This window comes from Pectobacterium versatile (assembly GCF_003932035.1).
Classification (GTDB): Bacteria; Pseudomonadota; Gammaproteobacteria; order Enterobacterales; family Enterobacteriaceae; genus Pectobacterium; species Pectobacterium versatile.
The window spans coordinates 140498-154434 of sequence record NZ_CP034276.1; the positions used below are offsets into that span (position 1 = coordinate 140498).

Below are 13937 nucleotides of genomic sequence, written 5' to 3' on the forward strand. Positions count from 1 at the left end.
CAGCCTTTGTGTATCCGTTTTATAGTCGAGCCTCATTCCAATCAATGAGAAAAATCGATGAGTTACGTGACTGAATATCCCTTTGCTGCTTCTGATATCGCGCTATCCCATTTTGCACGTCGTCTGTCTGTTGAAACAGACTGCGCGGATGTGGCGGGATCGCTCTCTGAGACTCAGCAGGACTTTGTGTTATTGCATGTGGTGGGATCGACGAAGCACTTTACCGCGCGTCATATACCGGGGGCGATTCATCTTCCGCACCGTGAAATTACATCTGAGCGTATGGCCGAGTGGCCTGATGACACGCGGTTTGTCGTCTATTGCGCGGGACCACACTGTAATGGTGCAGATCAGGCGGCATTAAAGCTGGCACAACTCGGTCGCCCGGTAAAAATTATGATCGGGGGAATCATGGGATGGGAAGATGAAGGCTTTGCTTTCGCCTGATATCACTTGCCTATGGCAGGGGGGCCCGCCCTTCTGCCAACACCTAATTCCCCTGATACCACGTCCAGATTTTCACCAACAGTGCCGCTGAGACACTCCAACACACGACTGCTGCGAGCAGTGCCTGTGGCAATTTCATCCACGCGGTAAAGTAATAAAGTGAAATGAGGTAAACCAGATAAGGAATAACGGACCAGATGCCAAACAGGATGGTGGCGCGCAGCGCTTCCAGTCCGCGTTCGGTGCCAACGATGTAATGTGCGATCAGCGCGAACGTGGGAAATAGCGGCACCAGCCCGGCAATATAATAGTTTCGGCTTTTCGCCAGTACGCTGATGAGCAATACGATCAGCGCGCCAATAACCGATTTGATAAACAATGACATAAGTATAACTTCTGGCTTAATTCAGCATCGGGAATGAACAGAGAATAGCGAAAAAATGTCGGGATAGAATAGTGCGATCGCACAGCTTAAGATTTCAATTCGTGGTGATTTCGTTATTCTTAGCAGCAGAATGAATAAATACCGTACGTGATAGCCTGCTCAGTACAGCTAAAACGATAATGAATCTGAAAAGGATTGATGTTGAAGACGCAAAGTCATGCATTTACTCAGGGATTGGTTCCACTCAAGATTATTTCTACCGGCAGCGCGCTTCCTGCGCAGCGGGTGACGTCGGCTGAATTAGATGTGCGGCTCAATAAGCCCGCTGGTTATGTCGAAAGCCGTTCAGGTATTATCTATCGTCACCATGCCGATAATCATGCCAGCCAGGCCGAGCTCGGTGTGGCGGCGTTAAATGACGCGCTGGCGCGGGGAATTATTCCGCCCGCGTCAATCGATCTGCTGCTGTTTGCCTCTGCTATTCCGATTCAGGCGCTGCCTTATAGCGCCAGCCATTTATTAAAAGCGTCGTCTCTGCCAAAAGGGACGGCCTGTTTTGATATTAACAGCAGCTGCGTCAGCTTTATTTCCGCGCTTCAGGTGGCTGCTGGTTTGCTGAATACCGGCGCTTATCGGCGCATTGCCATTGTCTCTACCGAACTGGCCTCACGCGGCATTGACTGGGATGACGAAGAGTCGTCGCTGATTTTTGGCGATGGTGCCGCGTGCGCCGTTGTTGAACGCGGCGATGGGCGCAGCGGTATTGCGGCGTGTTTGCTGGAAACTTATCCGAAGGGCAACGAACTGTGCCAAATCCGCGCAGGCGGTACCTTGCGCAACCCGCGTGCGGGGATGGAACTACATGATTTTCTGTTCCACATGCAGGGAAAACGGCTGTTCAAGCAGGCTTCTGCCTTGATTGAGGGCTATCTGCAACGGCTGCTGGATGCCAGCGGCTACTCGCTGGATCAGATGGCGGCGGTGGTTCCGCATCAGGCCAGTCACCTGTCGCTGGAACATATGCGCAAGCGGCTGGCGATTCCGACGGAAAGGCTGATTGATATTTACCGCTATCACGGCAATCAGGTCGCGGCGTCGATTCCGACGGCGCTGCATCATGCCATCGTGACGCAACGCCTGCCTGAAGGTGAACCCGCGATGCTGGTCGGTACGGCCGCCGGGCTGACGCTGGGCGGAATGGTACTGATCCCATGAGAGTCTTCGTCACGGGCGCAACCAGCGGACTGGGGCGTAACGCGGTGGAATGGCTGCTCCAGGCTGGGCATCAGGTGCTGGCCTGCGGGCGCGATCGCACGGTGGGGCAACAGCTTGAAGTGCAGGGTGCGCAGTTCGCCCGCATTGATTTGGTGGAAACGTCGGTAGAGCAGTTTCGAACGCTGATGGCGGGCTGTGATGTGGTCTGGCACTGTGCCGCAAAATCATCACCGTGGGGTCAATATGATGATTTTTACCAGAATAATACCGAGGTAACGGCGCGACTGGCTGAAGCCGCCGGTCAGTTGGGGATCCCGCGTTTTGTGCACATCTCCACGCCCGCGATTTACTTTGATTATCAGCACCACCTGAATATTGATGAAAGCTACCGCGCGGTGCGTTTTGCCAATCATTATGCGCAGACCAAATATCTGGCGGAAGAACGGCTTCAGGCGATGACGTCACACTACCCGCAAACGACCTATGTCATCCTGCGCCCGCGTGGCCTGTTCGGCCCGCATGACCGCGTGATTCTGCCGCGTGTTCTGGGGCAGATCGCGGTGGGCGGCGGCGTGCTGCGTCTCCCGCGCGGTGGCGAAGCGCTGCTGGATCTGACGTTTGTCGGCAACGTGGTAGAGGCGATGGCGCTTGCCAGCCAGCGCACGGGGTTAGTTTCAGGTTCGGCGTACAACATCACCAATCATGAGCCCGCACGCCTTGCAGACATGCTCCAGCAACTGCTGGTCGGTCAGTTGGGCATGAGTTATCGCGTTAGGGCGGTGCCGTATCCGTTACTGCACGCGGTGGCCGGTGGTATGGAACTGTTCTCGTGGTTTAGCCGAAAAGAGCCGCTGCTGACGCGCTACAGCGCGGGAGCGGTGAATTTTGATATGACGCTCAGCGCGGAGAAAGCTAAGCAGGAGCTGGGGTATCAGCCGCGTTTTTCCCTCCAGCAGGGCATCGAGTTAACCGGTAGCTGGTTCAAAACACACCTTGCGCAGCGGAGCACTGACGGACATGGCTAATATTTCGACGTTTGAAGTAGGATACTGCCTGCATCCGGGTTGTATGGCGCTGCGTGGTGCGGGATGGAAAGTGTGCCGTTTTCCGGCGCGGGTCTGGATGCTGGAAAGTCAGGGTAAGCGCTGGCTGTGGGATACCGGCTATGCTCAGCATTTTACCGATGCCACGCGTTCCGGCCTGTTTCAACTGTACCGCAGAATGACGCCAGTGCATTTCGAAACGAAAGATGCGCTGATTCACCAGCTACACGCGCAGGGCATTCAGCCTGCCGATATCGACGGCCTGATCATCTCCCATTTCCACGGCGATCATATCGCGGGGCTGCGGGACTTCCCCTCCGTGCCGTTTATCTGTTCGGCGCTGGGCTGGCAGCAGACGCGGAACCTGCGCGGTTTCGCCGCGTTGAAGCGGGCATTTGTGCCCGCGTTGATTCCTGAACAATTTGAGCAGGCGCTCCAGTTTGTTGAGAGCTTCCCGCTTACCGATCTGCCAGCCGAGCTGGCACCGTTTACGCAAGGCTATGCGCTGCCCGGTAGCGACAAAGAGATCGTGCTGGTGCCGTTGCCCGGCCATGCCGCCGGACACCTCGGCGCGTTTGTGCTGACCGAAAACGGCTGGGTGCTGTTGGCAAGTGATGCCGCCTGGTCGCCGCACAGCTATCGTGAAGGTCGCGGACCGTCGCGGTTGGCGAATCTGGTGATGGACGATCCAAAAGCCTATTACCAAACGCTGGACCAGCTGCATCAGTTACACCTGAACGGACAGGTCGAGATTCGTCTGTGCCACGAGGGCGACCTATGATTCCGCTGATGACGATCTGGCACTATTTCCGCGCCAGACGCCTGAGTTTTACCACCCGTCAGGCGCTTGAACGCCATCAGCAGAATCAGCTCGCCCGCTTCGCGCGACGGGTGCTGGCGCGTAGTCCCTATTTTCGTCCTTACTGCCAGCTTCCTATTACGTCGTGGCCGACGATGGATAAAGCCGTAATGATGGCCGAATTCGATCGGATGAACACCGCTGGGCTTAAGAAAGATGACCTGCTTGCCTGTGCGCGCCGCAGCGAAGCGGATCGCGACTTCACGCCGAATGTGAACGGGTTTAGCGTCGGGTTGTCGTCCGGTACGTCTGGCCAGCGTGGTCTGTTTGTCGTCAGCCCGCGCGAACAGCAGATTTGGGCCGGAGGCATGCTGGCGAAAATGCTGCCTGACGGTTTACGTGCCGGTGAACGGGTGGCGCTGTTTCTGCGTGCGGATAACAATCTGTATCACAGCGTCGATAACCGCTGGCTCAGCCTGTCGTTTTACGATCTCTTTGCGCCATTTTCCGGTCATTTTGCGCGACTGGAAGCGTGGCCACCGTCGATTATCGTTGCTCCTGCACAGGTGCTGCGCGAGCTGGCGCTGGCGGTACAACGTGGTGAACTGCGGCTGTCGGCCAAAAAGGTGATTTCCGTGGCCGAGGTGTTGGAGCCGCAAGATAAGCAGCTGTTGCAGCAGGTCTTCGAGCAAATAGGGGAAGTGTATCAGGCAACGGAAGGCTTTCTGGCATCGACCTGTGAACACGGCACGTTGCATCTTAACGAAGAATTTATTCACATTGAGCCGCAGTGGCTGGATGACGAACGCTTTACGCCCATCATTACCGATTTCACCCGCAGCACGCAGCCAATTGTGCGCTATCGGCTGGATGATGTGCTGGTCAAACAGCGGGATCCCTGTTCGTGTGGCCGCGTGACGATGGCAATAGCCCGTATTGAAGGGCGCAGTGATGACAGCCTGAGGTTGCCGAACCGCAGCGGTGAAACTCAGACCGTGTTTGCGGATCTCTGTAGCCGAGTGATTGCTAACGCGCTGCCGCTGCATGCCGACTATCGGCTGGTGCAGCAGGGCGACGCGACGCTGCATTTATCCGCCGCGTGTAGCCTGCCGGAGCTGGAAGCCTGTCGGGACAGTCTGGTGCAGCAGTTTGTGTTGCAGGGCATTGATGCATCGCGGCTGCGGTGGCATCTCACCGCCGGGGAGATCGCGCCAGAATTTACGCAAAAGCGCAGACGGATTACCCACCTGAAGGGGGAAGCATGATGCGATTTCCTCAACACACGCTGCTATTGCGGCTGAAAGCGCTGCTCTTCGGCTGGGGAACGGTCGGCGTGGTATATCAACTGAGCGCGCAGTTTCAGGGGCAGGGAACGGTGCTGCCGACGTCGCTGGTTGATGAGTGGATTCCCTTTAGCGCGTCGGCTATCTGGCTGTATCTCTCCTTTTTTATCATCGTGCCGCTGTCCTATTTATCCTGCCCAATGTCGCGTCTGGCAGGGCTGCGGCGGGCAACGCAGCTCACCGCCTTGATTGCAGGCGTGGTGTACCTGATTTTTCCGACTACGATGGTGTATCCGCTGGTCGTCGGGGACGATTTTTCCACGCGTGTGCTACAGCTTTTGCTGCTTATCGACTCGCCACAGAATTGCCTGCCGTCGCTGCATATTGCGCTAACGGTGCTGGCAGTGTGGGCGATGAGCGATGGGCAGCAGAAGGTGAAAACCGGCTTTTATCTTCTCTGGGGCATCGCGATAGCCTTTTCCATCCTGCAACTGCGCCGCCACCTGTTCATCGATCTGGTGACTGGCGCGATGCTGGCGGGGATCGCGGGATGGGTCTTTCTGCGTAGTCGAGAGGCGGTGAAGGCCATTTCCCCAGCGGCTCCGCTGCCTAACGACAAGCAGCATCAGGAATGACATCATGATCGATTTGGCTCTACCCATTGTCTTCATGCTGGTTGTGGTGATTGGCGAAGCGCTGGTTTTACAGTGGATGCAGCGTGAAACGGTGAACTGGCATGACGTGGTTTTCAACCTGAATTCAGGGCATATCATGCTGTGGCTTTTTCGCAGCGTGGAAATTTTTTGCTATGGCTATGTCGCGGCGCATTTCAGTTTTGGCTGGGTGGAAACCTGGCCGCCGGTGCTGATGTGGCTGTTCGCGCTACTCGCCTGGGATTTCGGTTTCTATTGGCTACACCGCCTGCACCACACCTTCGGTGTGCTCTGGGCGGTGCATGTGGTTCACCATCAGGGCGAGCATTTCAATCTGTCGCTGGGCGTGCGTAACTCCTGGTATTCCTCGCTGACCTCGATTCCGTTCTTCCTGATTCTGGCGCTGCTCGGCGTTCCGCTATACGTGTTCGTCACCGTTTCCATCCTGCATTACAGTGTCCAACTGTTTAACCATAATGCCATGACGCCCAAATTGGGCTGGCTGGAAAAGGTGTTGGTGACGCCAGCACACCATCGCGTACACCACGTGAATGACCGTGCGTACGCTGATAAGAACTTCGGCGGTACCTTTATTTTTTGGGACAAACTGTTCGGCAGCTTTTGTCCGCAACTTCCTGACACGCCTTTCCGCTACGGCGCGGGTCGGGAAATACCCTCGAAAAACCCGTTTTGGGCCAGTAACCTGCCTTTTCTGTCGTACCTGAAACTGTCGGTGCGCCGTACGCGTCAGGCGACGTTTCACTGTACGCCGATGGCGTTGATTGCCGGTGCGATGCTGCTGTTTGCGCTGGTGGTGGGCTACGTCTACCTGTATGGCTACGGCTATGATTCCGCCGATCTGTCGCAGGCGGCGCTCTTCCTATTGCTGGTGGCGGGGGCGGTTGCGCTGGGCGGCATTTCCGAAGGAAGACGCTGGGGTATTTACGTTTGGCTGCTGGTGGGGCTGCTATTCCCTGCCGTGTTTCTTGTCTATCTGGGCTGGGAAGCGCTCTACTGGAAGATGGCGATGCCGATGCTGGCGCTGCACGGGCTGGCGATGGCGGTCGGCTGGGGCCGACGCCCCCTGACTGAGGAGCATGAAAATGTCTAGTGTGCTTCCCGCCAAACTGTATCCTGCGAAGGGCGAACAGGCTTTCCATCGTGCATTACAGCGGGAAACGTCGGCCTATCTCCGCGCTAATCACGATCATCGCTTTGCCGATAGCAGGCAGTTTATTAAGGCCGGATTACTCTTTTTATGCTGCATCGCCTGTTATACCCTTTGTTTAGTGCAGCAGTCGGCATGGGCGTTCTTCCTGAGCTATTTTTCTTTCATCATGCTGTCGATGTTATTGAATATCATTGTTAATCATGACGCCTCCCATAATACCTTTTTCCGCAATCAGACACTGAACCGCGTGGTCGGGCGCATCGTCACGTTGCCATTAGGCATCGATCCCGATTACTGGCGTTTGCGCCATGTGGATTTCCACCATCTTTATCCGAATGTGGAACATTACGATCTGGATACGGAAGAGAATGGGGTTTTCCGCCAAACGCCTTTTCAGCGCCACCGTTCCTACATGCGTTATCAGCACCTTTACTGGCCGCTGGTGGCCGCGTTCTCGCTCCCTTATATCGCCTGGATTTTTGATTGGGCCGATCGCTTGGGTAAAACCCCCGTGAATGCTCGTTCAGTACAGTTAGGCTACCGCGGATGGATGATTTTTATCGGCAGTAAAATCGGCCATATCCTGCTGTTATTGGTTATGCCCATCATGGTGGGGGCGGCACACGGCATTAGCCCGGGCATCGTGCTATTAAGCTATTTGCTGGGTCAAATGCTGGCCTCGTTGCTGGTGGTGTTTTTACTGCTGGGTACGCACTGGGCTGAAGCTGAGTTCTATGCCGTTACCGATACAGAGCCGATGCCTCAAGGCTGGTATCAACACAACTTTGCGACCGCCTGTGACTGGCTGCCGACGCCGCGCTGGCTTGAGCACTGGACGGGAGGGTTAAACCTGCACCTGACACACCATCTTTTCCCTGGTTGGCATCATCGTCATTACCCTGCGCTAGCCGCTATTTTACGGCGCGTGGCCGCCGAGCATGGCATGAACTATCGCTGCATTACCTATCGTGAGCTACTGGCTAGCCAGCGACGGTTTTTAAAATCGATGGGTGAGGGGAACGATCGGCGTACCGTGCAACATGGCTCAGAGGAAGAATGATGCTCGCACCGCTGAAGCCGCTGCGCTATGAACAAGGTCGCGATCTGGCATTGCATCGGGCGCTGATGAAGGCCGCGAATGACTATCTGGCAGCAGCGGGCGACCACCGTTTTGCCAACGCTGGGTTTATCGGCAAGATGCTGTTTCTGGTGGCGCTGTGTCTGACGTTTTATGGTTTCAGCCTCTGGCAGACGACGCTGTGGGGGTTTGCTGGTTGCTACTTTGGCTTTATTTTTACCGCCATGTTTCTGGCGGTGAACGTGGTGCATGACGCCTCGCATAACGTCTTTTTCCGGCGGTCGTGGGCGAATCGCCTGCTCAATATTGTGGTGAGTATTCCGCTCGGGATGGATTCCGACTGCTGGCGAGTGCGGCATGTGATTTTTCATCATGCGCATGTCAACGTGCAGCACTACGATCTGGATATCGAAGAGAACGGCGTCTTGCGGCAGTCGCCCTACCACCGGTTTCGCTTTTTTATGCGCGCCCAGCGCTACTACTGGCCGATGGTGGCGTCGCTGACATTCCCCTGCATCATCTGGTTTTTTGACTGGCTCGATCGTGCGGGGAAAACGCAGGTGACGCGTAATATGACGCTTCAAGGCGGTAAGGGCTGGGGTATTTTTCTGTTATCAAAAGCGCTGCATGCTCTGCTGGCATTGGCGATCCCCTATTGGCTGTTGTCGCCGACACCCGTCAGCGCCGGTGCGCTGTTGCTGGTTTATCTGCTGAGCCAAATGCTGTCATCGCTGATTTTTGTCGTACTGATTCTGGGGTCGCATTGGGCAAAGGGAACGTTCTATCAGGCACCGGAAGATGGCTTATTCAGGCATGGTCGCTATCAGCACGTCTTTTCCACCACGGTGGACTGGACGACTCGGCCCGTCTGGCTTGGCTACTGGTTGGGGCAGCTCAATATGCACCTGACCCACCATATTTTCCCCAACTGGAATCATCGGCACTATCCTGCGTTGTCGAAAATTATTGCGGAGGTTGCCCCGCGTTACGGCATTGATTATCAATGCATTACGTTGAAAGCGATTTTGGTTGAACAGCAACGCTTTCTTAAAAAGATGGGAAATGGCAGCAAGAAATAGCCCGTTATCTATATTTATTAATAAGTTAGGTTTTCATCTGTATTCAAGGAGCGAGACTTCATGCGTTATTTATCTCTGGCCGTTTCATCCCTGCTGTTTTTCTTCACCTCGTCCGTCTGGGCGATGGATTGCAGCAAGGCCAGTACAGACACTGAGAAAATGATTTGTGCCAGCAGCCGTTTGCAGCAGCTCGATGCGGTATTAAACAAGGCCTATCAGGCTTATGTGAAAAAGGAAGACAAAGCGCAAGCGCGTCAGGAGCAGCGCGCGTGGCTGGCCGAGCGTGACCGCTGTAAGGATGACGTTTGTCTGGGGAATGAGATGGTTTCCCGTATTCAGGCGCTTTCCGGTAGTGAAAATATCTCCCTGATTACTCAGGCATCAGGCCAGTGGGACTTCGTTCTCAGCGTGGCGACGTGCAATCTCGACTCTTCTTACTCAACCTGCGAAGGCCCCGGCACGCTGGATATCTTTAAGAAAGGGCGTGGTGACCTGTTCCAGCGTATCAACATGGAAAATATGTTCATCGAGCTGAACAATAAGGGCGAAGTCACCGCGAATCTGGTTGAGGTCTACGGTGAGAACAACAGCGGGCTGGTGATTGATGACGCTAACTTCGATCACCACGCGGATATCATGCTGCGTAATGGCAATAACGGCGCTTACGGCGGGCCGTCTTACGATGTGTACCTGTTTGATGTGGAAAAGCAGCAGTTTACCCAGAATGCGCCGCTGACCGAGTTAGCCAGTTCCAACCTCGGCCTGTTCGAGATTGATGAGAAAAGTAAGACCATCACGACGTTTACCAAAAGCGGCTGCTGCTGGCACCAATGGTCTACCTATCAGATAGCCAATAATAAGCCTGTCCTGATTGTCGAAACCACGGAAGCCTACTCCGAAGAGAAACAGGCGATGGTCGCCACCACCCGAGAGCTGGTGGGTGGCCAGTGGAAGGTGAAGGAAGAGATAGTAAAAATCGACGAACAGTAATATTCCCCTGCTTCACAGACAGACGCCGTAGTGGAATGCGGTGTCTGTCACCGCCCCGTTCATTCCCACTCTGCCGTTATTCCCCTGCATTCTCCGATACTTTGCAAAAGTGTTACGTCAGACGTTCTCTGTATGACTTTTTTGCCACTTGCCATACTGAGATGGCAGCCATGAAAAGGTAAATGCAGTGCAGATCGCGCAGCATGGCAAAACTTCACAAAAAAGACGTGTTTTATTAACAACTCGTTTATGCGTTGTATTCTCTAACCCTACTTTGGAGATGCCTGACATGAGCACCACCCAAAAACGTATGTACATCAACGGTGAATTTGTTGAAAACAGAAGCGGGAAGTGGATTGATGTGGTGAACCCGGCCACAGAGCAGGTTATTTCACAGATCCCGGAAGGTTCCGCTGACGACGCAAAGAGAGCGATAGAGGCGGCAGAAGCTGCGCAGCCGGGCTGGGAAGCGCTGCCTGCGGTTGAGCGTGGCGTCTGGCTGCACAAGATAGCTGACGGTATCCGCGAACGCGAAGCCGAACTGACCGACACTATCATCGCAGAAGGCGGTAAAACGCACGGTCTGGCGCAGACGGAAGTGCTGTTCACCGCTGACTATCTCGACTACATGGCAGAGTGGGCGCGCCGTTATGAAGGCGAAATCATTCAGAGCGACCGCCCGAATGAAAATATCTTCGTCTTCCGTAAAGCCATTGGCGTCACGACCGGTATTCTGCCGTGGAACTTTCCTTTCTTCCTGATCGCGCGTAAAGCAGCTCCGGCGCTGATTACTGGTAATACCATCGTCATCAAACCGAGCGAGATTACACCGAATAATGCGGTGATTTTCGCCGAAATCATTCATAAAATTGGTCTGCCGAAAGGCGTCATCAATTTCGTTACCGGCTATGGGCCAACGGTAGGGCAAGAGCTGGCTGCTAACCCGAAAGTCGGCATGGTCAGCCTGACTGGCAGCGTGGCGGCGGGAATTGCCACCATGACGGCAGCGGCGCAGAACGTCACGAAGGTGTCGCTGGAATTGGGCGGCAAAGCGCCCGCTATCGTGATGGACGATGCCGATCTCGATCTGGCTGTGAAAGCGATTGTCAGCTCTCGCGTGATCAACAGTGGGCAGGTGTGTAACTGCGCCGAGCGCGTTTACGTGCAGAAAGGCATTTACGACGAGTTTATCTCCCGTATTAAAACTGCGATGGAGCAGGTGACCTTCGGCAACACGGCGGAGAAAAAAGCGCTGGATATGGGGCCGTTGATCAGCGCGGCGGCGCGACAGCGTGTAGAAGACAAAGTGGCGAAAGCGGTATCACAGGGCGCGAAAGTGCTGCTCGGCGGCCAGCGCGCAAGCGGTACAGGCTATTTCTACCCGCCAACGCTGCTGGTGGACGTGAAACAAGACATGCCGATCATGCACGAAGAAGTGTTTGGGCCGGTGCTGCCCGTTGCGACCTTCGACACGTTGGAAGAGGCGATTACGATGGCGAACGACAGCGAATATGGTCTGACGTCGTCGATCTATACTCAGAATATCAACACCGCGATGAAGGCGCTGAAAGGGCTGAAATTCGGCGAAACCTACATCAACCGTGAAAACTTCGAGGCGATGCAGGGCTTCCATGCGGGCTGGCGTAAATCCGGTGTGGGTGGAGCGGACGGCAAGCATGGCTTGCAGGAATATCTGCAAACGCATGTCGCGTACCTTCAATTTCACTGAAAGCAGTTTCACCAAAGGTAATGATGCTTGCCTAAGTATGGATTTACTCGCCCAGTTCCTGTGCTCGCCCTGACGGGCTGCCACAAGTGGCATTTAAAATGCGTTTGCATTTTATAGGGGGAAACACGGTGATGAGGTTCCCGCAGGGATACCTCGCACCGTGGTAGCCCCCGGTATCTCGATCTTTAAACGATCGGCATGAGTTTTATCCACGGTCATGCCACTTACCGTAACAGTGGCACAAACAAGAAGAAGGATGGGAAAGGACGATGATCATCTCTGCTTCAACGGATTACCGGGCGGCGGCGCAGCGTAAGCTGCCGCCGTTTCTGTTCCACTACGTCGATGGCGGTGCGTATGGCGAGCACACGCTCAGGCGTAATACCGCTGACCTGGCGGATATCGCGCTGCGTCAGCGTATCCTGAAAAATGTCTCCGACCTGAGTCTGGAAACCCAACTGTTCGGCGAAAAACTGGCGATGCCGGTGGTGCTTGCACCCGTTGGCCTGACCGGTATGTACGCCCGACGCGGCGAGGTTCAGGCTGCCCGTGCGGCGGCGCAGAAGGGGATTCCTTTTACGCTGTCTACCGTTTCAGTCTGCCCGATTGAGGAGGTCGCACCCACTATCGATCGGCCGCTGTGGTTCCAGCTCTACGTGTTAAAAGACCGCGGCTTTATGCGCAACGTGTTGGAACGTGCGCAGGCGGCGGGGATCAAGACGCTGGTCTTTACCGTGGATATGCCGACGCCGGGCGCGCGCTATCGTGATGCCCATTCCGGCATGAGCGGACCGAATGCGGCGATACGTCGCGTTTTGCAGACGATGGTGCATCCACAGTGGGCATGGGACGTTGGCCTGAACGGTAAGCCGCACGATTTGGGGAATGTCTCCGCCTATCGCGGCACGCCGACGACGCTGGAAAACTATATCGGCTGGCTGGCGGAGAATTTCGATTCTTCTATTTCGTGGCAGGATTTGGCGTGGATTCGCGAGATGTGGAAAGGGCCGATGATCATCAAAGGTATCCTCGATCCAGAAGATGCCAAAGAGGCGGTGAAATTCGGTGCAGACGGCATCGTGGTTTCCAACCACGGCGGTCGACAACTGGACGGCGTGCTCTCGACGGCACATGCGCTGCCAGCCATCGCCGATGCGGTGAAAGGTGAGATCACCATTCTGGCGGATTCCGGTATTCGTACCGGGCTGGACGTAGTGCGCATGATCGCGCTGGGTGCGGATGGTGTGATGCTCGGGCGCGCGTTTGTCTACGCGCTGGCCGCAGCAGGTGAGGCGGGTGTGGTTAATCTGCTGAACCTGATCGAAAAAGAGATGCGTGTAGCGATGACGCTCACCGGTGCCAAATCCATTGCCGACATCACCACGGATTCACTGGTGCAGGCGACCCAACGGCGATTGGATGGCCTGTAAGCACGGATGACGTGGTGAGAGTCACTCGCTGCGTGATGGCTTTTGAACCTTCCTCTGAACGTTGATAACCTTTACGGGATAGGACAACGTTGGGGAAGATAAGCGAATGGGCAAGCGCACGATTGTCGTGGTGGATTACGATCCACAATGGGTGACGAATTACGCAACAGAGGCGAGTGCGATAGCGCAGGCGCTCGGTGACGTTGCGGTGAGAATCCACCATATCGGTAGCACGGCCGTGCTGGGGTTACCCGCTAAACCGGTGATTGATATGCTGCTGGAAGTGGTTTCGCTGTCCGATTTGGATAGGTTGGATCACGTCATGGTCGATTTGGGCTATCGCCCCCGCGGCGAAAATGGGATAGCGGGGCGTCGTTACTACACCAAGGGCGGTGACGCTCGTACTCACCATCTTCACGCCTTCGTGGTGGGTGACGAACCTATTCAGCGACATTTGGCTTTTCGTGATTATCTGCGGGTGAATCCTGACGTGTGTGCGGAATATGCGGCAATAAAGCGCGCCGCTGCGCTGGCATGTGATAACGATGCTGCGGTGTATAGTCAGTTAAAAGATGACTTTATTGCCACTCATGAGGCGCTCGCATAGCCATCTCCTCAGAATCTGGCGTTTTTTC

General features: G+C 55.2%; 14 protein-coding genes. 13 read left to right on the forward strand and 1 reads right to left on the reverse strand.

The annotated features are described in order from the left end of the window. Positions 1-57: 57 nt before the first annotated feature. Positions 58-447 (forward strand): rhodanese-like domain-containing protein, encoded by a 390-nt coding sequence (locus EIP93_RS00595; RefSeq protein WP_119879935.1) that lies wholly within the window; start codon positions 58-60, stop codon positions 445-447. Between the two features lie 43 nt (positions 448-490). Here the strand turns inward: EIP93_RS00595 and EIP93_RS00600 are convergent, their stop codons facing one another. Then, a complete protein-coding gene (locus tag EIP93_RS00600) occupies positions 491-832 on the reverse strand; it encodes a GlpM family protein (RefSeq protein WP_010284221.1) in 342 nt (113 codons plus the stop codon). Positions 833-1030: 198 nt separating this feature from the next. On the opposite strand from EIP93_RS00600, the gene EIP93_RS00605 reads away from it, so the two are divergent. The 12 genes from EIP93_RS00605 (at position 1031) to EIP93_RS00660 (ending at position 13909) form a co-directional block, all read left to right on the forward strand. After that, positions 1031-2047: a 3-oxoacyl-[acyl-carrier-protein] synthase III C-terminal domain-containing protein gene (locus tag EIP93_RS00605; protein ID WP_125232126.1), complete on the forward strand. Its 1017-nt coding sequence runs from the start codon at positions 1031-1033 to the stop codon at positions 2045-2047. Next, positions 2044-3072: an NAD-dependent epimerase/dehydratase family protein gene (locus EIP93_RS00610; protein WP_125232127.1), complete on the forward strand. Its 1029-nt coding sequence runs from the start codon at positions 2044-2046 to the stop codon at positions 3070-3072. The genes EIP93_RS00605 and EIP93_RS00610 overlap by 4 nt, the downstream gene beginning before the upstream one ends. Next, a complete protein-coding gene (locus EIP93_RS00615; RefSeq protein WP_125232128.1) occupies positions 3065-3871 on the forward strand; it encodes an MBL fold metallo-hydrolase in 807 nt (268 codons plus the stop codon). Before EIP93_RS00610 ends, EIP93_RS00615 begins: the two co-directional genes overlap by 8 nt. Next, positions 3868-5154, forward strand: a complete 1287-nt coding sequence (locus EIP93_RS00620) for a F390 synthetase-related protein (protein ID WP_125232129.1) — start codon at positions 3868-3870, stop codon at positions 5152-5154. The genes EIP93_RS00615 and EIP93_RS00620 overlap by 4 nt, the downstream gene beginning before the upstream one ends. Further along, on the forward strand, positions 5154-5807 hold the full coding sequence (locus EIP93_RS00625) for a phosphatase PAP2 family protein (protein ID WP_125233300.1): 654 nt from the start codon (positions 5154-5156) through the stop codon (positions 5805-5807). The genes EIP93_RS00620 and EIP93_RS00625 overlap by 1 nt, the downstream gene beginning before the upstream one ends. Before the next feature lie 4 nt (positions 5808-5811). Then, positions 5812-6936, forward strand: coding sequence for a sterol desaturase family protein (locus tag EIP93_RS00630; RefSeq protein ID WP_103943099.1), 1125 nt, complete (start codon positions 5812-5814; stop codon positions 6934-6936). After that, positions 6929-8056 (forward strand): fatty acid desaturase family protein, encoded by a 1128-nt coding sequence (locus EIP93_RS00635; RefSeq protein WP_125232130.1) that lies wholly within the window; start codon positions 6929-6931, stop codon positions 8054-8056. The genes EIP93_RS00630 and EIP93_RS00635 overlap by 8 nt, the downstream gene beginning before the upstream one ends. Continuing rightward, on the forward strand, positions 8056-9153 hold the full coding sequence (locus EIP93_RS00640; RefSeq protein ID WP_125233301.1) for an acyl-CoA desaturase: 1098 nt from the start codon (positions 8056-8058) through the stop codon (positions 9151-9153). Before EIP93_RS00635 ends, EIP93_RS00640 begins: the two co-directional genes overlap by 1 nt. Positions 9154-9213: 60 nt before the next feature. Further along, positions 9214-10143 (forward strand): lysozyme inhibitor LprI family protein, encoded by a 930-nt coding sequence (locus tag EIP93_RS00645; RefSeq protein ID WP_125232131.1) that lies wholly within the window; start codon positions 9214-9216, stop codon positions 10141-10143. A gap of 289 nt (positions 10144-10432) precedes the next feature. Further along, entirely contained in the window at positions 10433-11872 is a 1440-nt protein-coding gene (aldA, locus tag EIP93_RS00650; RefSeq protein ID WP_040032273.1) for an aldehyde dehydrogenase, read from the forward strand. A gap of 269 nt (positions 11873-12141) precedes the next feature. Beyond that, entirely contained in the window at positions 12142-13302 is a 1161-nt protein-coding gene (gene lldD, locus EIP93_RS00655) for an FMN-dependent L-lactate dehydrogenase LldD (RefSeq protein ID WP_125232132.1), read from the forward strand. A 106-nt stretch (positions 13303-13408) separates the two neighbouring features. Then, the gene (locus tag EIP93_RS00660; protein ID WP_125232133.1) at positions 13409-13909 is read left to right on the forward strand and encodes a GrpB family protein; all 501 of its coding nucleotides are present in this window, start codon (positions 13409-13411) and stop codon (positions 13907-13909) included. Positions 13910-13937: the final 28 nt, after the last annotated feature.

Excerpts from the sequence above, each read along its gene's own strand:
- EIP93_RS00595 (WP_119879935.1), top strand. The coding sequence starts at position 58 with ATGAGTTACGTGACTGAATATCCCTTTGCTGCTTCTGATATCGCGCTA.
- EIP93_RS00600 (WP_010284221.1), bottom strand. The coding sequence starts at position 832 with ATGTCATTGTTTATCAAATCGGTTATTGGCGCGCTGATCGTATTGCTC.
- EIP93_RS00605 (WP_125232126.1), top strand. The coding sequence starts at position 1,031 with ATGTTGAAGACGCAAAGTCATGCATTTACTCAGGGATTGGTTCCACTC.
- EIP93_RS00610 (WP_125232127.1), top strand. The coding sequence starts at position 2,044 with ATGAGAGTCTTCGTCACGGGCGCAACCAGCGGACTGGGGCGTAACGCG.
- EIP93_RS00615 (WP_125232128.1), top strand. The coding sequence starts at position 3,065 with ATGGCTAATATTTCGACGTTTGAAGTAGGATACTGCCTGCATCCGGGT.
- EIP93_RS00620 (WP_125232129.1), top strand. The coding sequence starts at position 3,868 with ATGATTCCGCTGATGACGATCTGGCACTATTTCCGCGCCAGACGCCTG.
- EIP93_RS00625 (WP_125233300.1), top strand. The coding sequence starts at position 5,154 with ATGCGATTTCCTCAACACACGCTGCTATTGCGGCTGAAAGCGCTGCTC.
- EIP93_RS00630 (WP_103943099.1), top strand. The coding sequence starts at position 5,812 with ATGATCGATTTGGCTCTACCCATTGTCTTCATGCTGGTTGTGGTGATT.
- EIP93_RS00635 (WP_125232130.1), top strand. The coding sequence starts at position 6,929 with ATGTCTAGTGTGCTTCCCGCCAAACTGTATCCTGCGAAGGGCGAACAG.
- EIP93_RS00640 (WP_125233301.1), top strand. The coding sequence starts at position 8,056 with ATGCTCGCACCGCTGAAGCCGCTGCGCTATGAACAAGGTCGCGATCTG.
- EIP93_RS00645 (WP_125232131.1), top strand. The coding sequence starts at position 9,214 with ATGCGTTATTTATCTCTGGCCGTTTCATCCCTGCTGTTTTTCTTCACC.
- aldA (WP_040032273.1), top strand. The coding sequence starts at position 10,433 with ATGAGCACCACCCAAAAACGTATGTACATCAACGGTGAATTTGTTGAA.
- lldD (WP_125232132.1), top strand. The coding sequence starts at position 12,142 with ATGATCATCTCTGCTTCAACGGATTACCGGGCGGCGGCGCAGCGTAAG.
- EIP93_RS00660 (WP_125232133.1), top strand. The coding sequence starts at position 13,409 with ATGGGCAAGCGCACGATTGTCGTGGTGGATTACGATCCACAATGGGTG.